The sequence below is a fragment of the Kribbella sindirgiensis genome (genome assembly GCF_004331435.1).
GTDB lineage: Bacteria > Actinomycetota > Actinomycetes > Propionibacteriales > Kribbellaceae > Kribbella > Kribbella sindirgiensis.
Window position 1 is genome coordinate 306,148 of the sequence record NZ_SJKA01000007.1, and the last position, 18,007, is coordinate 324,154.

Below are 18,007 nucleotides of genomic sequence, written 5' to 3' on the forward strand. Positions count from 1 at the left end.
TGACTGATGGATGCCGAGCAGATCGCGGCCGGTCGCAGCCGGTGGCAGCAGCGGTACGACGCCGCACGCAAGCGGGAGGCGGACTTCACCACGCTGTCCGGCACCGAGGTCGCGCCGGTCTACGGGCCGCCCGAGGGCGTCGCCGACCCGCGGATGGAGCGGATCGGCTGGCCGGGGGAGTTCCCGTTCACCCGCGGGCTGTACGCGACCGGGTACCGCGGCCGCACCTGGACGATCCGCCAGTTCGCCGGTTTCGGGAACGCGGAGCAGACCAACGAGCGCTACCAGATGATCCTGAACGGCGGAGGCGGCGGCCTGTCCGTCGCGTTCGACATGCCGACGCTGATGGGTCGCGACTCCGACGACCCGAAGTCGCTCGGCGAGGTCGGGCACTGCGGCGTCGCGATCGACTCCGCGACCGACATGGACCGGCTGTTCAAGGACATCCCGCTCCAGGACGTCACCACGTCGATGACGATTTCCGGCCCGGCCGTGCCCGCGTTCTGCATGTACCTGGTCGCCGCTGAGCGCCAGGGCGCGGACATCTCCCAGCTGAACGGGACCCTGCAGACCGACATCTTCAAGGAGTACATCGCGCAGAAGGAGTGGCTGTTCCCGCCGGAGCCGCACCTGCGCCTGATCGGCGACCTGATGGAGTACTGCGCGACCACGATCCCGGCGTACAAGCCGCTGAGCGTCTCGGGGTACCACATCCGCGAGGCCGGCTCGACCGCCGCGCAGGAGCTCGCCTACACGCTCGCCGACGGTTTCGGGTACGTCGAGCTCGGGCTGTCCCGCGGGCTCGACGTCGACGTCTTCGCGCCCGGCCTGTCGTTCTTCTTCGACAGCCACCTGGACTTCTTCGAGGAGATCGCGAAGTTCCGCGCCGCCCGCCGGATCTGGGCACGCTGGCTGCGGGACGTGTACGGCGCTCGTACTGAGAAGGCCCAGTGGCTGCGGTTCCACACGCAGACGGCCGGGGTGTCGCTGACGGCGCAGCAGCCGTACAACAACGTCGTACGAACGGCTGTCGAGGCGCTGGCCGCCGTACTCGGCGGGACGAACTCGCTGCACACGAACGCGCTCGACGAGACGCTGGCGCTGCCGAGTGAGGAGTCGGCCGAGATCGCGCTGCGGACCCAGTCGGTGCTGATGGAGGAGATCGGCATCACGAACGTCGCCGACCCGCTCGGTGGTTCCTGGTACGTCGAGGCGCTGACCGATGCCATCGAGGCCGAGGCCGAGCAGATCTTCGCGCGGATCAAGGAGATGAGCCCGGACGAGACGATGACCGGCGGCATCCTGCGCGGGATCGAGGACGGCTGGTTCATGGCCGAGATCGCCGACGCGGCGTTCGAGTACCAACAGAAGCTCGAGAAGAGCGAGAAGAAGATCGTCGGCGTCAACACGCTCACCGACACCGTCTCCGGGGAGCTGGAGATCCTCCGGGTCTCGCACGAGGTCGAGGTCGAACAGTGCCGCGTGCTTGCCGAACGCAAGGCACACCGCGACGAGGACCGGGTACGGCGTACGCTGTCGGCTCTGGTGGAGGCGGCCAGCGGCACTGGCAACCTGATCGAGCCCATGCTGGAGGCAGTGCGTGCGGAGGCCACGATGGGGGAAATCTGTCACGTTCTTCGGGAACAGTGGGGAGAGTACCGAGAGCCCGCCCGATTCTGAGGAGCCGCCACCGTCCGGGCGCGAGGCCCCGGGGGCGGCCGGGGCGCCGGACGGACGGCGCGTGGTGGTCTGCGGTTCGGACCGCACGATGCTGCGGGTGGTCACCGAGCTGGTGAGCTCGGGCGAACGGGTGACTGCGATCGTCAACCCCGCCTCCCGGCACTACGACCGGATCGGTGAGCTCGGCGCGACCGTGATGGGCGCACGGGTGATCAGCGAGTCGTTGCTCCGGCGGGCCGGGGTCGACGCGGCCGACGACGGTACGCCGTCCACCGCGCGCGCACTGGTCCTGCTGGACACCGACGACGTCCACAACGTGCACACCGCGCTGACGGCGCGGGACATGGACAGGGACCTGCGGATCGTCGTACAGATGGTGAATCCGCGGCTCAGCAAACAGCTGAACAGTCTGCTCGGCGACTGCGTGGTGATCAACGGGCCGTCGCTCGCCGCGCCCGCGTTCGTCTCGGACGCGCTGGAGGACGACGAGCTGACCTGGATGGAGCTCGGCGGTCAGCGCGTGGTCGTCGGACAGGCCGACCTGATCCGCGAGCCGCACCTGACGGTGCTCGCGGACACGACCTCGTCCGCAACGCCGCAACTGTTGCCGCTGGCCAGCTCCGACCCGGACGGTGACATCGTGCTCGGCACCGGTTTACGGGCGATCTGGCGCAGCCGCGACGTCCGGCCGGCGGGCTGGTTCGTGGCGCTCCGCGACATTCTCGACAGCCGGGTCCGGAAGATCGCCGCGGTGATGGCGTTCCTGGTCGCGGCCGGTACGGCGGTCATTCACTTCGTCGGTGGGGTCGAGTGGTGGCGGGCGGTGTACATGGCGGCCGGTGCGGTCACCTCGGCGGGGATCGAGGACAACGCGTTCTCCGACGCCGACCCGTGGGTGAAGGTCGCGGCGGTCCTGGTGCAGCTGACCGGGATCGTGCTGATGGCGTTGCTGACCGCGGTCGTGGTCGACTCGCTGATCGGCGCGCGGCTGTCGCGGATCATCGGCGGGGTGCGGGGCCGGCCGCGCAACCACGTGGTGGTCTGCGGTCTCGGTACGGTCGGCGCGCGGGTGCTGGAGATCCTCACCGAGCGCGGCGTCGCGGTCGTCGGCGTCGACCAGGACGAGGACGCGCCCGGAATCCAGGTCGCGCACCGGCTGAAGATCCCGGTGGTGATCGGGGACAGCAGCAACGAGGAGACGCTGCGGTCGGCCGGCGTGCAGCGCTGTCAGTCGGTGCTCGCGATCACCGACGGCGACATCACCAACCTGGAGTCGGCGATGGTGGCCCGGGACCTCAACCCGGACGCCCGGATCACGATGCGGATGTTCGACCACGACCTCGCGCAGCGCGTCGAGCGGCGGCTGGGCCTCGGCCACAGCCGGTCGGTGTCGATGCTGGTGGCGCCCGCGGTCGCCGCCGCGGTCGCGAACCGGCGCAAGCAGGTGACGATCCCCGCCGGTCGCCGCGTGCTGCTGCTGACCGAGGTGACCGTCGAGCCCGGGTCGGTCGCCGACGGCCGGCGACTCGGCGAGCTGAACGAGGCCGAAGGACTGCGGGTGCTCGCACGCCAGGATCTGCAGGGTCCCTGGGAGTGGAGCCCGGAGTCCGAGCGACAGGTCCAGGTAGGGGACCGGCTGGCGGTCGCGGGGACCCGGGCGGGCCTCGCGAGGCTCCTGATGGTGACCCGGGCGCAGCGCAAGTCGGCCGCGTCGTAGAGGATGGACCTGTGAACGTACGGAGTATGCACGGAATGCGAGGACAGTGGTGAGCCAGTCCAACTTCTCCCGTCCCGGGGCGGTCGACCTGTCGTCCCTCCGTAAACCGGCCGGTGCGCCGAGCGCTCCGGGTGCTCCAGCAGGTGGTGGCGGCGGTGCCGCGGGTGCGTACGTGCTGGAGGTCGGCGAGGCCAACTTCCAGGCCGACGTCATCGAGCGCTCGCTCCAGGCCCCGGTCGTCGTCGAGCTGTACTCGCCGCGGTCGCAGGGCTCGAGCGCGCTCGGTGCGGTGCTGGCCCAGCTGTCGACCGAGTACGCCGGGAAGTTCCTGCTGGCCCGGATCGACGTCGACGCGAACCCACAGGTCGCCCAGGCGTTCGGCGTCCAGGCAGTGCCGACCGTGATCGCGATCCTGCGGGGTCAGCCGGTGCCGCTGTTCCAGGGCGTCCTCGGCGAGCCGGAGGTCCGGCAGTACCTCGACCAGCTGCTCACGGTCGCGGTCGCGAACGGGATCACCGGGCGCGCCGAACCCGTCGGGCCGGCCGCCGAGGGGCCTGCTCCCGAGGAGGACGCACCGAACCCGCGGTACGAGAAGGCCGAGAACGCGGTTGGCGCGGGCGATCTGGACGGCGCGATCGCGGCGTACGAGGAGCTGCTGAAGGAGACGCCGAACGACGCCGAGGCGAAGTCGGGGCTGGCCCGCGTGCAGCTGGTGAAGCGTACGCAGGACGTGCCGGCCGATGTCCGGACGCGCGCGGCCGACAACCCGACCGACGTCGAGGCGCAGCTGCTGGTGGCCGACGTGGACCTGATGGGCGGGCATGTCGACGACGCGTTCGCGCGCCTGATCTCCACGGTCCAGGCGACCGCTGGGGACGAACGGAACGCCGTACGGCTGCATCTGCTCGAACTCTTCGAGGTCGTCGGCGCGGACGACGAACGAGTCGTCAAGGCCCGCCGCCGGCTGATGGCTGCGCTGTTCTAGGCGCTACTGGTCTGACCAGTGCACTGGGTTCTTGGCCGGAATCGGACAGTGTGAATTCTTGTAATTGTTGTTGATCTGCTCTGAGAATTCTTTACATGAGCGCTGTCGAGTCGCCGCCGCCGAGTCTCGAGTCCCGGATCCACGGCCTGCTGCCGGCGCTCAGCCCGGCGCAGGCGCGGATCGCCACCGAGGTACTTCGTGACCCGGCGGAGGTCGCCTCGTCGACGATCGGCCAGCTGGCGGCCCGCTGCGGTACCTCGCTGCCGAGCGTCACCCGGTTCTGCCTTGCCCTCGGCCTGTCCGGGTACGCCGAGCTGCGGCTGACGCTGGCGGCCGAGAGTGGTCGGACCAGTCCGAGCTGGGAGCGGGGGACCGGCTCCGAGGTAGGACCGGACGACTCGCTGGACGAGGTACTCCGGACCCTGCTGCGGGCCGACACCCGAGCGCTCGAGGACACCGTCGCGGCGCTCGACGTCGACGCGCTCGGACGCGCCGTCCGGGCGATCTCGGACGCGCGGCGGATCGACCTGTACGCCGTGGCGGGATCGGCGTCCGTCGCCGAGGACCTGCGGTTGCGGCTGCACCGGATCGGGCGCGGCGCGAGCACCTGGAGCGACGTACACACCGCGCTGGCCAGCTCCGCGCTGCTCGGCACCGGCGACGTCGCGATCGGGATCTCGCACAGCGGCGAGACGATCGAGGTCCTGGAGCCGATGGCCCGGTCCGGCCGGCAGGGGGCGACGACTGTTGCCATCACCAACTATCCCCGGTCGCCGCTGGCGCGGGCGGCGGACATCGTCCTGGTCACCGCGGCCCGCGACGTCACATTCCGTACCGGAGGACTGTCCGGACGGCACGCCCAGATGATCGTTCTGGACGCGCTCTACCTCGGCGTCGCGCAACGCGACTATCCCCTGGCGGAACAGGCTTTCGACGCGACCGCCGATGCGGTGTCGACGCATCGGCAGCGCTCCTGAATCACCCTCACCACTCCGTTCGACCGCCTTTCGAAGGAGAGACATGCAGAGTCCGCACCAGAGCTTCGGCCCCACCCGTCGCACGCTGCTCCTCGGCGCCGGCGCCACGGCCCTCACCGCCGCGTCCGCCACCACCGCCTCTGCCACCACCGCCTCTGCCGCCACCGGATCGGGTGCGGTGGGTTCGGCCGCGGTCGCCGTACCGTCTCCGGACACGTTGCCGTTGACGGGCGGGGCCGACTTCCCGATCGGGTTGTTCTGGCCGCCGCACCCGTACGCGAGTACGGCGGACCGGTTCGCCGAGATCAAGAACGCCGGGTTCGACTTCGTGATCTCCGGCAACTACGCCGGCGACGGCAACATCTTCCAGTACCAGCTCGGGCTCGCCCGCGACGCCGGCCTGAAGATGCTGATCTCGGACGACATCCAGATCCGCAACATGTCCCGCTGGTTCTCGATCTCCGACACCCCGTCGGACTTCCTCAGCGTCACCCCGGCCGAGGCCGGTGCCCTCTACGTCCGGGCCCGCGACGCGTACGGGCCGTACTCCTCACTGGCCGGTTTCAACTTCTACGACGAACCCGGCGCGGGCTGGTTCGCGACGCTGGCGAAGGCGCTGTCGATCTCCCGCGAACTGGCGCCGCAACTGCTGCCGTACATCAACCTGTTCCCGTCCGACGACGCGTCGTACTACCGCGGCTTCGTCGACGTGGTGAAGCCGTCGCTGATCTCCTTCGACCGGTACCCGCTGCTCTCCGAGGGCCGCGAGGACGCGAACTACTTCCACAACTGGGCGATCGTCCGGGACGCCGCGCTGCACGGCGACATCCCGTCCTGGGTGTTCATCCAGACGCTTGCCTACAACAACCATCGCGAACCGACCGCGGCCGAGCTGCTCTGGCAGGTCAACATCAGCCTCGCGTACGGCGCGAAAGGCATCCAGTACTTCACCTACTGGACCCCCGAAGCCGCCCGCGGCGAAGGCTTCGGGCCGGCGCTGATCACCGTCGACGGCCAACGGACATCGCGCTACTACGCGGCAAAACAGATCAACACCACCTGGCTCCACCAGGTAGGCCGCGAACTCAAGCCCCTCGTCTCCGAAACCGTCGAACACGCCAACGAAACCCCACTCCCGAACGGAACCGTCGCCTTCACCCCGACCAACCTGGTTCCGTCAATCACCGGCAACCCGGTAGTAGTCGGCACCTTCCGCTCCCGCGACACCACATCAACCGACCGCTGGCTACTGATCGCCAACCGCTCCCACAGCACGCGAGCCCGAGCGGTCGTGGGCGTGAACCAGCAGACAGTCGGCTCAATCGGCGTCTTCGAACCGTCCCGCCAGAAGTACCTTCCCCAACGCGTCGCCCCGGTGCCCGTCTCCCTCGCGCCAGGCGCCGCAACCCTCATCAAGCTCACCGCGAAGTAGTCCCGCGGTGGTTGCCCACTGAGGTGGTGGGTTGCCCCTCGAGATTCTGAGTGGGCAACCCTCCAGGTGAACAGGCAAGTCTCGGTCGGTGGGTCGGTGGGTCGGTGGGTCGGTGGGTCGGTGGGTCGGTGGGTCGGTGGGTCGGGTCAGGTGGGTTGGCCGGTGTAGATGCCCAGGGTTCGGAAGCGGAGGGCGGGGGCGGCGTATTCCTCGAGGGCGTGGGCGGTCCAGCCGATCATGCGGGCGAGGGCGAAGAGCGCGTCGCCGGCGTCGGGGCGGAAGTTGTAGGCGTGCATGACGGCGGCGAGCGCGAGATCGCTGTTGGGGAAGGCCGGCGTCCGGTCGGCGATCGCGTGGATCGTGCTGACGATCGGGTGGTCGCCGAGGAGTTCGAGGAGTACGTCGGCGCGTGGGTCGCGGTGCTGGTAGATGCGGTGGCCGAAGCCGGGGATCGGTTCGCCGGAGCGCAACTGGTCCGACAACGCCTTCAACGGGTCTTGTTTCGCTCGGTCCAGGAACTCGTACGCGAGGGTCGGGGCGGCGCCGTGGTACTGGCCATCGAGTGCGCCGAGTCCTGCCGAGATGACGGCGTACAGGTTCGCGCGGGCGCTGGCTGCGACCCTGGCGGCGACGGTGGAGACAGCTAGGCCGTGGTCGGCTAGCAGGATGAGCGCTGCATCGAGGATTTCCGGGTGTGGTTCTGCGTCCGAGAGCTTCGGCCAGAGCTTCCCGCCCAGCGTCGTCCGTGTGACGATCGGCCCCGGGAGTGCCGCGACCAGAGTCCCGATCAGCTTTCCCGCCGCGGCCGTCACCGAAGTCGCCGACAGATCGAACCGCAACGGATCCGCAGCCCCCAGTACGGCGACCGCCACCCGCAACCGGTCCGTCAAACGCGCCCCCGCCGGCACCACCTCCATAGCCGCCCGAGCCAACCCCACCCCCTCCCGCTCGACCGCGAACATGTCCTCTTCCAGCCCTGGATCTGTTGGGGGTTGGCCGGTCCAGAGGAGGTTTGCTACCTGGGGGAGGGTGGCGGTGGTGGCCAGGGACTGGGCGGAGTGGCCTCGGTAGTAGAGGTTGTCGTTCTGGAGAAGGGTCAGTTCGGATTCGATGCGTTCTACTACGCCGGAGTGTTCGACCGAGCGGGCGGCCAGGCGCTCGACGTCCGCGGCGGGGAAGAGGCTGCCGCGGCGGCCGCGGGCCCGGACGCTGGTGAGGAGGCCGCGGCTGACGTAGGCGTAGACCGTCGCCGGCTTGACCTGCAGACGGCGCGCCACCTCGGCGGTGGTCAGGTAATTCTCATCACCTTCGGACGGCATTTCCCGCTCCTCGCATCATCCATGTTGACTGGATCAATATTGACAACCATTGATCGCCTGTCAACTCTGAAGATATGTCAACAACGATCAATGTTCCGCCTGGCCTGCGCAACGTCGTCGTCACCGAGACGACCCTCGGCGACGTCCGCGGCGACGAGGGTTTCTACCACTACCGCGAGTACTCGGCGATCGACCTCGCCAAGTCCAAGACCCTCGAAGACGTCTGGTACCTGATGTTCGAGGGCCACCTCCCGACCGCCGCCGAGCGCGCCCGGTTCGTCGCCGAGCTCGCCCCGCTGCGCGTCCTCCCCGACGAGGTCAGCGCGGTCCTCCCGGCGATCGCGACCGCCGGTGCGACGTTCAACCCGCTCGCCGGTCTCCGCACGGCCCTGTCGCTCCTGGCAGCTGTTCGTGGTCTCCCGAAGCTGTGGGACGTCGACCAGGCCCGCCGCAAGGCCGACGCGATGCTGGTCTGCGCAGTGACGCCAACCATCCTCGCGGCCCTGTACCGGCTCCGCGAAGGACAGCAGCCGCTCGAGCCCCGCGCTGACCTCTCGGCGGCCGAGAACTGGCTCTACCTGGTGACCGGCGCCGAACCCACCGCCGTCCACGCCGCCGCGATCGAGCACTACCTGGTCTCGACCGTCGACCACGGCTTCAACGCTTCGACCTTCACCGCCCGCGTCATCGCGTCGACCGGTGCGGACGTGGTGGCCGCGGTCGCGGGTGCGATCGGCGCGTTCTCAGGCCCGCTGCACGGCGGTGCGCCGGATCGTGCTCTCGCGAGCCTGGACGAGATCGGTACGCCGGACCGCATCGACGACTGGGTGCGCGCGAAGGTGTCGGCCGGCGACCGGATCATGGGCTTCGGGCACGCGGTGTACCGCACGGAGGACCCGCGTTCGCTGATGCTGCGCGATATCGCCCGCGGCATCGGCGGCGACCTCGTCGATTTCGCGACGACCGTCGAGCAGCGCATCGTCGACGTCCTCGCCGAGCTGAAGCCGGGCCGGAACCTGTACGCCAACGTCGAGTTCTACGCGGGCGTCGTGATGGAGCTGTGCGGTATCCCGCGCGCGATGTTCACGCCGACGTTCGCGGTCAGCCGCATCATCGGCTGGTCCGCCAACATCCTGGAACAGTCCACCGACCCCAAGATCATCCGCCCCGCCGCCACGTACGTCGGTCTGCAGCCGCCGGTGCCCGTCCCTAGCTGACCCGTCCGTTAGCTGAACTGCATGACGCCGTCGTCGACGCGGTGGTAGCGGAGGGTGATGAGGTCGCGGGGGTAGTTCTGGCGGAGGCGCCACGGGCCCTGGGCGCCCTGGCGGGGGAGGATCTGGGCGGCGCGGCGGATGTAGCCGGAGGACAGGTCGACGACCGGGCGGGGCGGGGCGTCGTACTCGGAGGGGTCGACGTCGGGCAGGCAGATACGGGTGCCGGTTGCGGCGAGGTGGTTGAGCAGCCGGCACACGTACTGCGAGGTGAGGTCCGAGCGCAACGTCCACGAATTGTTGGTATACCCAATGCACCAGGCGAGGTTCGGTACGCCGCTCAGCATCATGCCCTTGTAGACGAACGTGTCGTGCGGCGCGACCGGCCGCCCGTCGACGGTCACCTGGATGTTGCCGAGCGCAACCATGCGGAGGCCGGTCGCGGTGACCACCAGATCGGCCTCCAGTTCGCGCCCGGACCGCAGCCGCAGCCCGGTCGGCGTGAACCGGTCGATCTCGTCGGTCACCACCGACGCCGACCCGTTGCGCAGCGCCTTGAACAGGTCCGCGTCCGGGACCAGGCACAGTCGCTGATCCCACGGCTTGTACCGCGGCGTGAAGTGCGGATCGACCGGGACCGACTCCGGCAGTTGCTTCGCCACGGCGCTGTTCAACAGCCAGGCGGCGTGTGCGGGCCATTTCCGGAACGCGTTGTAGACCGCGGTGCTCGCGACGACGTTCTTCCCGCGGATCACCCGGTGCGCGAGTTTCTCGGGCAGTACGGCGCGGATGCGGTCCGACAGCGCGTCGTGGGCCGGCCGGGAGGCGACGTAGCTCGGCGACCGCTGCAGCATCGTCACATGCTCCGCCGTACCCGCCATCGCCGGCACCAGCGTCACCGCGGTGGCGCCGCTGCCGATCACCACGACACGCTGGTCGGAATAGTCCAACTGGTCAGGCCAGTGCTGCGGGTGCACGATCCGCCCCTGGAAATCACTCTTTCCGTCGAAGTCGACGACGTACCCCGAGTCGTAGTCGTAGTACCCGCTGCACACGTAGAGGAACGAGCAGGTGTACGTCGTGTCGCCCGTCTCCACGGTCCACACCGCGTCCGCCGACGACCACGAGGCGCGGGCGACGCGTTGACCGAAGCGGATGTGCTTGTCGATCCCGTACGTCGCCGCGGTCTCGTGCAGGTAGTCGAGGATCGACGGCCCGTCCGCGATCGCCTTCGCCGCCTTCCACGGGTGGAACGGGAAGCCGAGCGTGAACATGTCGGAGTCCGACCGCACCCCCGGATACCGGAACAGGTCCCAGGTGCCGCCGAGCGCGTCGCGGCCCTCCAGTACGGCGTACGTGCGGTCCGGGCACCGGGTCTGGATCCGGTACGCCGCGCCGATCCCGGACAGGCCCGCGCCGACGATCAGGACGTCGAGGTGCTCCATGTACCCCACGGTAATGAAAATTCTTTCCGGGTGTTGTCGATTCCGTGTCGCGACGATCGTCAGCAAGATGTCCAAGTAGAAGCCCTAGACGAGGGAGCCCGAGATGGCGCAGTACATGTTCCTGCTGTTCGACAGCGAGGAGTGGTACGACAACCTGACGCGCGACGAGTGGCAGCAGGCGATGAAGTTGCACGGCGAGTTCACGGCGGCGGTGGAGAAGGCCGGGGCGCGGATCCTCGGCGGGGAGGCGCTCGAGCGGTCCAGTACGGCGAGCACGGTGAAGAACCGCGAGGGCGCCGAGCCGCTGGTCACCGACGGGCCGTTCATCGAGACGCGGGAGGCGCTCGGCGGGTTCTACGTGATCGAGGCCCGCGACCTCGACCAGGCGCTCGAGCTGGCCAAGCTCTGCCCGTCCGGCAACATCGAGGTCCGCCCGGTGATGCCGACCTCCGAGGACGCCGCGCCGCCGGCCTGACCGGCGAGCGCGCACGGATCGGTCCGATCAGGCCGTTCGACCCTGGTACGCCGGCGCTCCGTCCCGTCGGCGTACCTCTGTCGAGCTGGGGGTGCCGCAGCGGTTATGGACATAGGGGAGCTGGTGAGCGAAGCAGTCGAGGTCGCGCGGGTGGTGGACCGGGCGCATCGCGAGAGCTGGTCGACGGTGCTGTCGTCGGTGGTCCGGCTGACGCGGGACCTGGATCTCGCGGAGGACTGCACGCAGGACGCGTTCGTCCAGGCGCTGCGTACCTGGCCGGACGGGATCCCGGACAATCCGGGTGGGTGGCTGACGACGGTCGCTCGGCGGTTGGCGCTGGACCGGCTGCGGCGGGAGACGAACCTGCGGCGGAAACTGCCGCTGCTGGTGGAGCAACCCGACGACGAGCAGCCCCACGACACCGAGCAGCCGACCGATCCGTTGCGGCTGGTGTTCACGTGCTGCCACCCGGCGTTGGCGCGGGAGTCGCAGGTGGCGTTGACCTTGCGGCTGATCTGCGGGTTGACCACGCGGGAGGTCGCCGCCGTGCTGCTGATCGGCGAGGCGACGGCGGCCGCGCGGATCACCCGGGCGAAGAAGAAGATCGCGGCGGCCGGGATTCCGTATCGCATTCCGGCGGATCACGAGTTGCCGGCGCGGATGGATGTGGTGCTGACCGTCGTACATCTGGTCTATACGGCGGGGTACGTCGCCACGGGGGTGGAGCTGACGCGGACCGATCTGACCGGGCGGGCGATCGAACTGGCGCGCATGCTGGAGCGTTTGATGCCGGACGAGCCGGAACCGCTAGCACTGCTAGGACTGCTGTTGATGACCGAAGCGCGGGGTGATGCGCGGGTCAGTGGGGACGGTGAACTCGTCCTCCTGGCAGACCAGGATCGATCGCGGTGGGACGTGAAGCTGTTGGCCGAGGGCGTCTCGCGGGCGACCGCGGCATTGCAGCGCGGGCATGGGCGGTTCGCGTTGCAGGCGGCTGTAGCCGGGCTCCATGTGACAGCGCCGTCATGGGAGAAGACGGACTGGGGGCAGGTGGTCCGGATGTACGACGCGATGATGGTGAGCTGGCCTACGCCGATTGTCGCCCTCAATCGGGTGGCGGCGCGCAGCCTGGTGCCTGGGGCCGACCTGGAGGCGGTCCTGGTCGAATTGGATGCCTTGAGCAAGGAGCCCGCTCTCGCGACGTACGCGTACCTCCCCGCGACCCGGGCGGATGTCCTCACCCGCCTCGACCGCCCCGGGCAAGCAGCCGAGGCCTACGAGCAGGCGATCCGCCTGACCGCCAACGAAACCGAACGCCGCTTCCTCACCACCCGCCTCACCAACCTGAACCGCTAGTACCTCGGCAAGAAACGTTGGGTTGGTTGACCGGCGTGGTGGTGGATCTGGAGGCCTGCTGTCGGGTGAACTGGGGAGCCGGACTGCCTGATTCGGGAGGGCAGGACTCCCCAAACTGGTTTGGGGAGGAGCGGGGGCGTCAAGGAGCGCTGGTTCGGGGCGCCGGTTGCGGTGAGCTCGGGGGGTGACCTTTGAGGTGGGGCCGGGTGGGGGCGGTGAGGGGACTGTGGGCTAGGCGCGAGGGGCCCAGAGTTGGTCGGCGTCGCCTGCCTGCAGGCGGCCTCGGTAGACGTCGATCTTGTGGTCGATCAGTTCGAGGCTTTCGGTGAGTTGGGCCAGTTGGGTGAGGATCTCGGCGCGGTGGGTCTCGAGGAGTTCGAGCCGGTCCTTCTCGTTGCCGCGGCCGGCGGTGACGAGTTCGGCGTACCGGCGGATGGTGCGGATCGGCATGCCGGTGGCGCGGAACCTGGTGCAGATCTTGATCCAGTCCAGGTCGATCTGCCGATACCGGCGGCGCCCGCCGGCGGTGCGGTCGACAGTGGTGACGACCAGGCCGGCGCGCTCGTAGTACCGCAGCGTGTGGACGCTGACGCCGGTGCGTTCGGCGGCTTCGGAGATGCTGATCCCGCGTTCATTGACTTCGAGCACGCTCTAAATCCTAGCGTTGTTCCATGACCACACTCCAGGAATCGGTCACGGTCCGCCGGTACGCCGTCCTCGCGATCTGCTGCGCGAGCCTGCTGATCTCGGTGATGGACGTCTCGATCGTGAACATGGCGCTGCCCGCGATCCGCGACGATCTCGGCGCCTCGACGGCCGGCCTGCAGTGGACAGTCGACGCCTACACGCTGGTGCTGGCGAGCTTCCTGCTGCTGGCCGGCTCCACGGCGGACCGGTACGGCCGCAAGCGCATGTTCCGCCTCGGGCTGACCGTCTTCGGCCTCGGCTCGTTGCTCTGCAGCCTCGCTCCGACCATCGAGACGCTGATCGCCGCCCGCGCCGTCCAGGCGGTCGGCGGCACGCTGCTCAACCCGGTCGCGATGGCGATCGTGGTGACGGTGTTCCCGGAGCGCGCCGAACGGGCCCGCGCGATCGGCATCTTCGGCGCGACCGCCGGCCTCTCGCTCGTCCTCGGCCCGATCCTCGGCGGTGCGCTTGTCGACGGTCTCGGCTGGCGTTCGATCTTCTGGGTGAACCTGCCGATCGTCGTCCTCGCGGTGATCTTCACCAGCCTGTACGTCCCCGAGTCCCGCGCCGCCCACGGCCGCCGCTTCGACCCGATCGGCCAGCTCCTGGTCGTCGTCCTGCTCGGCAGCGTCGTGTCCGCGATCATCGAGACGAACGGCCTGCGGACGCCGCTGATCGCCGCGGCCGCTGTCGCCGCGGTCCTCCTGATCGCGTACGAACGCCGCCGCGCGGAGCCGTTGCTCGAGCTCCGCCTGTTCCGCAGCGTCCCGTTCAGCTCGGCCGTGGTGATCGCGATGTTCGCCTACACCGGGTTCGGCGCGTTCCTCTTCGTCACCACGCTCTACCTGCAGAGCGTTCGGCACCTGTCCGCCCTGAAGGCCGGCCTGTGCCTGCTGCCCGTCGGTCTCCTGATCTGCGTCCTCTCACCGCTGACCGGCCGGGTCGTCGGCTCGCGCGGCCCACGCCTGCCGTTGGTCGTCGCAGGTACGGCGCTGACGCTCGGAGCACTCGCCTCGCTCACGATCCAAGCGTCCACCCCGCTGCTCGCCGTACTCGCGGTCTTCCTGTTCTTCGGCATCTTCCTCGGCACCATCAATCCGCCGATCGCGAATTCGGCGGTGTCCGGGATGCCCGCATCGATGGCCGGCCTGGCCGGTTCGCTGGCCTCGGTCGGCCGGCAGACCGGTACGTCGCTCGGTGTCGCGATCGCCGGATCGATCGTCGGCGCCACCGCGACGACCGATCCGCGGCGGTTCGTCCGCGCCGAGCACATCGTCTGGTGGCCGACGCTCGCGATGGGTCTCGTCGTACTGGCGTTGGCGCTCGTCAGCACGAGCCGCCGCGCGCGGCTCACGGTGCAGGAACTTTAGGCAGGCCGAAGTACGGCACCAGCTCGGGGTCGCTGAAGACGTGGATGTGGGACAGGCCGGTGGGGGTCGGCGTGAGGACGGCGACTCCGTACGGGTCGCCCTTGAAGTAGGCGCCCACCGCGGGCTGGCCGTTCGCGATGATCGGGATCATCCGCCAGTCGCCCGGTGCGCCGACCGCGGAGGCGAGGAGCTGCAGGCACATCACGCGACCGTTGAACCAGGTCGTCGTACCGACCATCTCGATCGCGGCGTCGGCGCGGAGAGCACGTTCCAGGGCGGCGGTGTCGGCGTTCTCGAAGCCGGCGATGTAGTCGTCCAGCAGCGCTAGCGATTCGGGATCGGTCGGCGCCGAGACCTCGCCCGGAACCGTGGAATCCAGGTTGGCACGGGCGCGCTGGAGGGTGCTCTTCACGGCCGCGACCGAGGTGTCGAGCATGGTGGCGACCTCTGCGGCCGGGAAGGCGAGGACCTCTCGCAGGATCAGTACGGCGCGCTGCTTCGGCGGCAGGTACTGCAAGGCGGCGATCAAGGCCAGCCGCAGACTCTCCCGCAGCGTGACGATCGCCGCCGGATCCGACGACGCCGTCGACCCCGCCGTCGGCGCAGGTATCACCAGGGTCTCGGCGATCGGCTCCACGAACCGCACCGCCGGATCGTCCGGCGGCACGCCGGGACTGAGGTCGGTCGCGGGTGCTCCGAGGCCGGACGGGAGCGCGCGGCGGCCGCGTTGTTCGATCGCGGTCAAGCACACGTTGGTCGCGATGCGGTACAGCCAGACCCGCAAGGACGAGCGTCCCTCGAAGGAAGACCACGACCGCCAAGCGCGCAGGTACGTCTCCTGCACCGCATCCTCGGCCTCGTGGACGGACGCGAGCATCCGGTAGCAGTGCGCCAGCAACTCCTTGCGGAACGGCTCGGTCAGGCCGAACTCGCTCATCACAGCTCCCTGAGTCATCGCGTCTCCAACTCCAGCACCCGCCGGGCAAAGCGTCCCATCCGCCGGATCGCGTCGTCAGCCTCCGGCGCGCGCCCGGCCGCCATCTGGAACGTGTGCTGCATCTCCGGGAACACGTCCAGCTCCACCTCGACCCCGGCCTTCTCCGCGCCCGCCGCGAGCTGCTGCGCGTCGTCCAGCAGTACTTCGTCTCCGCCGACCTGGATGTAGATCGGTCCGAGCCCGGTCAGGTCGCCGTACAGCGGGTTCACGAACGGGTCGCGCGGTGAGCCGTCCGGTCCGAGGAAGATCCAGGCGAGTCCGCGCACAAGGTCCCGGTGGAAGAACGCGTCGCGGTCCCGGTTCTCGTCGTACGACGCTCCTGTGGCCTCGAAATCCACCCACGGAGAGAACGGCATCGCACCGGCGGGCAGTGGCAGGCCGACCGAGCGGGCGCGGAGCTGCGTGGTGATCGTCAGCCCGCCGCCGGCCGAGTCGCCGGTGAACAGGATGTGCTCGGGCGCGATGCCCTGATCGAGCAGCCAGCGGTACGTGTCGACCGCGTCGTCGACCTGGGCCGGATGTGGGTGATCGGGTGCCAGCGGATAGTCGAAGACCAGCGCCCGTACGCCGACCGCTCGGGCGAGGTGCGCGAACAGCTTCCGGTGCGAGTACTGCGATCCGCCGACGAAGCCGCCGCCGTGCAGACACAGCAGCGCCCGGTCGGCTGCGGCGCCATGCGGCACGATCCACTGCGCCCGGCGTCCGGGTACCGCCAGATAGTCCACGTCCGCCGGTTCGGTCGTCAGCTCGGCCCAGCGGTGATCGGCCAGCTCCTGATCGCCGTCCTGGCGGTTCTCCTCGGCGGCCTTCCGGTTCGTGGCCCAGTGCCGCCGTACCGCATCCGACTCCTTGCTCGCCATCGTGCGTCCCTTTCGTTGCAGGTCTGTCACCGGTACTGACCGAGGACACCGCGAAAGGGAATCGGTGTGCTTGACTGGACTATGAGCACGCCGCTGTCAGGCTCCGAAGAACGTACGTGGGCGATGGTCGCGCACATCGGTGTGCTGATCGCCGCCTGGCTGGCGATGGGCTTCCTGTGCCCGCTGATCATCTGGCTGGTCTTCCGGGACCGCTCGGACTTCGTACGGCGGCACGCGGTGGAGTCGCTGAACTTCCAGATCTCGCTGCTGATCTACTCGGCGCTCGGGGCCGTGCTGATCTTCATCACGTTCGGTCTCGGGGTGCTGATCGTCGTACCGCTGATCGTGATCGGCGCCATCGCGGCGCTCGTGGTGATCATCCTCGCGACGGTCGCCGCGTCCGGTGGGAACGACTACCGCTACCCGTTGACGATTCGCTTCGTTCGCTAGGGTCGGCCCGGTGGAACTCATCGGGCAGGGGATGGAAGGGGCCGTCTACGACCTCGGCGACGGCACCGTGCGGAAGGTCTGGTTCGATCGCCGGCCGGAGGACGTCCGGCCGTTGAAGGCGTTCCTCGACGCGCTGCCGGAGCTGCCGTTCCGGACGCCGCGGATCCGCGAGATCTCCGCGAGCGAGGACGGGCTGGCGGTCAGCGTCGAGGACAAGCTGACCGGCGTACCGCTGTCCGAGGCCGGCCTGGCGGAAGACGTTGCGCTGGACGCGTTCGTTTCCGTGGTCGAGGCGCTGCGCGAGGTGCGGCCGGGGCCGGCGCACGATGCGATGCCAGTGCTGGGTCAGCCGTTCTGGGAGGGGTCGTGGGGCGAGAGTCTGGCGGGACTGGTACGTCGTCGCGCCGAAGCCTCGATTGTCTACCTGGAGCGTGACGTCGCCGGTTTCCCTGAACTGTTGGAGGACGTGCTGGACGGCCTGACACAGATCGGCGACCGGTTGAGTGTTGTGCACGGGGATATCTGTCCGCCCAACGTGCTGATGGACGGTCAGCGGGTCGCGGCGGTGCTGGACTGGGGGTTCCTGTCGACCGCAGGGGACAGCACGTTCGAGGCGTCGCTGGCGGCCGGGTTCTTCGACATGTACTCGCCCGACGCGCGCCGGCTCGACGACCGGCTCACGGCCCGGTTCGAGGAACTCGGGCACGATCGGGAGCGGATGCGGCTGTACCGGAGGGCGTACGCCGTCATCACCGCCACCATCTACGACGAGAACGCCGGCGACGGCCACTACACCTGGTGCATCAACCAGCTCACGAGATAACTACCGCGACGACTAAGGGCTGTGTGGGTGGTTGGTGCCGGCGCGGGCGGTTGAGTGCGCGTTCTCGACAGGACGTGTCGCGTGACTGGGTAGTACACCTGAGCGTGATCGCGCCCGCGCGTACGGCGTCTCACCGGTGCTCTACCTGTCGCGCCGCCGCGCCGCCGCGCCCCCGCGCCGCCGCGCCCCCGCAATCCCCGTGGCTGCTTGGCTCCCCAAA

At 69.2% G+C, this 18,007-nt stretch carries 16 protein-coding genes; 11 read left to right on the forward strand and 5 right to left on the reverse strand.

The features are described from left to right. Positions 1–6 precede the first annotated feature (6 nt). The 5 genes from E0H50_RS22020 to E0H50_RS22045 all read left to right on the forward strand — a co-directional run bounded on the left by E0H50_RS22020 (position 7) and on the right by E0H50_RS22045 (position 6,791). Positions 7–1,680: a coenzyme B12-dependent isobutyryl-CoA mutase large subunit gene (locus E0H50_RS22020; RefSeq protein WP_131291520.1), complete on the forward strand. Its 1,674-nt coding sequence runs from the start codon at positions 7–9 to the stop codon at positions 1,678–1,680. Then, positions 1,601–3,397: an NAD-binding protein gene (locus tag E0H50_RS22025; protein ID WP_131291522.1), complete on the forward strand. Its 1,797-nt coding sequence runs from the start codon at positions 1,601–1,603 to the stop codon at positions 3,395–3,397. Before E0H50_RS22020 ends, E0H50_RS22025 begins: the two co-directional genes overlap by 80 nt. Before the next feature lie 49 nt (positions 3,398–3,446). After that, a complete protein-coding gene (locus tag E0H50_RS22030) occupies positions 3,447–4,382 on the forward strand; it encodes a tetratricopeptide repeat protein (protein WP_131291524.1) in 936 nt (311 codons plus the stop codon). Between the two features lie 95 nt (positions 4,383–4,477). After that, positions 4,478–5,359, forward strand: a complete 882-nt coding sequence (locus E0H50_RS22035) for a MurR/RpiR family transcriptional regulator (RefSeq protein ID WP_131291526.1) — start codon at positions 4,478–4,480, stop codon at positions 5,357–5,359. 43 nt (positions 5,360–5,402) lie between these two features. Next, positions 5,403–6,791 carry a hypothetical protein gene (locus tag E0H50_RS22045; RefSeq protein WP_238151134.1) on the forward strand — a complete coding sequence of 463 codons (1,389 nt, stop codon included), beginning with the start codon at positions 5,403–5,405 and terminating at the stop codon, positions 6,789–6,791. A 146-nt stretch (positions 6,792–6,937) separates the two neighbouring features. On the opposite strand, the gene E0H50_RS22050 is transcribed toward E0H50_RS22045, so the two are convergent. Further along, positions 6,938–8,110 (reverse strand): citrate/2-methylcitrate synthase, encoded by a 1,173-nt coding sequence (locus E0H50_RS22050; RefSeq protein ID WP_131291530.1) that lies wholly within the window; start codon positions 8,108–8,110, stop codon positions 6,938–6,940. Positions 8,111–8,184: 74 nt separating this feature from the next. Here E0H50_RS22050 and E0H50_RS22055 point away from each other — a divergent pair, with 74 nt between their 5' ends. Then, positions 8,185–9,327: a citrate/2-methylcitrate synthase gene (locus E0H50_RS22055; protein WP_131291532.1), complete on the forward strand. Its 1,143-nt coding sequence runs from the start codon at positions 8,185–8,187 to the stop codon at positions 9,325–9,327. 8 nt (positions 9,328–9,335) lie between these two features. On the opposite strand, the gene E0H50_RS22060 is transcribed toward E0H50_RS22055, so the two are convergent. Further along, positions 9,336–10,769: a flavin-containing monooxygenase gene (locus E0H50_RS22060; RefSeq protein ID WP_131291533.1), complete on the reverse strand. Its 1,434-nt coding sequence runs from the start codon at positions 10,767–10,769 to the stop codon at positions 9,336–9,338. 103 nt (positions 10,770–10,872) lie between these two features. Here E0H50_RS22060 and E0H50_RS22065 point away from each other — a divergent pair, with 103 nt between their 5' ends. Beyond that, on the forward strand, positions 10,873–11,244 hold the full coding sequence (locus tag E0H50_RS22065; protein WP_131291535.1) for a YciI family protein: 372 nt from the start codon (positions 10,873–10,875) through the stop codon (positions 11,242–11,244). Between the two features lie 123 nt (positions 11,245–11,367). Continuing rightward, positions 11,368–12,600: an RNA polymerase sigma factor gene (locus tag E0H50_RS22070; RefSeq protein ID WP_238151135.1), complete on the forward strand. Its 1,233-nt coding sequence runs from the start codon at positions 11,368–11,370 to the stop codon at positions 12,598–12,600. 231 nt (positions 12,601–12,831) lie between these two features. Here E0H50_RS22070 and E0H50_RS22075 read toward each other — a convergent pair whose 3' ends face one another. Beyond that, on the reverse strand, positions 12,832–13,248 hold the full coding sequence (locus E0H50_RS22075; RefSeq protein ID WP_131291539.1) for a MerR family transcriptional regulator: 417 nt from the start codon (positions 13,246–13,248) through the stop codon (positions 12,832–12,834). A gap of 23 nt (positions 13,249–13,271) precedes the next feature. Here E0H50_RS22075 and E0H50_RS22080 point away from each other — a divergent pair, with 23 nt between their 5' ends. Then, positions 13,272–14,657, forward strand: coding sequence for an MFS transporter (locus tag E0H50_RS22080; RefSeq protein ID WP_131291541.1), 1,386 nt, complete (start codon positions 13,272–13,274; stop codon positions 14,655–14,657). On the opposite strand, the gene E0H50_RS22085 is transcribed toward E0H50_RS22080, so the two are convergent. Both E0H50_RS22085 and E0H50_RS22090 read right to left on the reverse strand, forming a co-directional pair. Further along, positions 14,638–15,594, reverse strand: a complete 957-nt coding sequence (locus E0H50_RS22085; RefSeq protein WP_131291543.1) for an RNA polymerase subunit sigma-70 — start codon at positions 15,592–15,594, stop codon at positions 14,638–14,640. The genes E0H50_RS22080 and E0H50_RS22085 overlap by 20 nt on opposite strands. A gap of 14 nt (positions 15,595–15,608) precedes the next feature. Beyond that, complete coding sequence (locus tag E0H50_RS22090) at positions 15,609–16,514, reverse strand: alpha/beta hydrolase (protein ID WP_131291545.1); 906 nt, start codon at positions 16,512–16,514, stop codon at positions 15,609–15,611. Positions 16,515–16,580: 66 nt separating this feature from the next. On the opposite strand from E0H50_RS22090, the gene E0H50_RS22095 reads away from it, so the two are divergent. Further along, entirely contained in the window at positions 16,581–16,964 is a 384-nt protein-coding gene (locus E0H50_RS22095; protein WP_131291547.1) for a DUF4870 domain-containing protein, read from the forward strand. A 10-nt stretch (positions 16,965–16,974) separates the two neighbouring features. Continuing rightward, the gene (locus E0H50_RS22100) at positions 16,975–17,787 is read left to right on the forward strand and encodes an aminoglycoside phosphotransferase family protein (RefSeq protein ID WP_131291549.1); all 813 of its coding nucleotides are present in this window, start codon (positions 16,975–16,977) and stop codon (positions 17,785–17,787) included. The last annotated feature ends 220 nt before the right edge of the window (positions 17,788–18,007 follow it).

What these genes read in the sequence shown, in the direction of transcription:
- E0H50_RS22065 (WP_131291535.1), top strand. Translation starts at nt 10,873, where the DNA reads ATGGCGCAGTACATGTTCCTGCTGTTCGACAGCGAGGAGTGGTACGAC.
- E0H50_RS22055 (WP_131291532.1), top strand. Translation starts at nt 8,185, where the DNA reads ATGTCAACAACGATCAATGTTCCGCCTGGCCTGCGCAACGTCGTCGTC.
- E0H50_RS22085 (WP_131291543.1), bottom strand. Translation starts at nt 15,594, where the DNA reads ATGAGCGAGTTCGGCCTGACCGAGCCGTTCCGCAAGGAGTTGCTGGCG.
- E0H50_RS22020 (WP_131291520.1), top strand. Translation starts at nt 7, where the DNA reads ATGGATGCCGAGCAGATCGCGGCCGGTCGCAGCCGGTGGCAGCAGCGG.
- E0H50_RS22035 (WP_131291526.1), top strand. Translation starts at nt 4,478, where the DNA reads ATGAGCGCTGTCGAGTCGCCGCCGCCGAGTCTCGAGTCCCGGATCCAC.
- E0H50_RS22090 (WP_131291545.1), bottom strand. Translation starts at nt 16,514, where the DNA reads ATGGCGAGCAAGGAGTCGGATGCGGTACGGCGGCACTGGGCCACGAAC.
- E0H50_RS22050 (WP_131291530.1), bottom strand. Translation starts at nt 8,110, where the DNA reads ATGCCGTCCGAAGGTGATGAGAATTACCTGACCACCGCCGAGGTGGCG.
- E0H50_RS22060 (WP_131291533.1), bottom strand. Translation starts at nt 10,769, where the DNA reads ATGGAGCACCTCGACGTCCTGATCGTCGGCGCGGGCCTGTCCGGGATC.
- E0H50_RS22045 (WP_238151134.1), top strand. Translation starts at nt 5,403, where the DNA reads ATGCAGAGTCCGCACCAGAGCTTCGGCCCCACCCGTCGCACGCTGCTC.
- E0H50_RS22080 (WP_131291541.1), top strand. Translation starts at nt 13,272, where the DNA reads ATGACCACACTCCAGGAATCGGTCACGGTCCGCCGGTACGCCGTCCTC.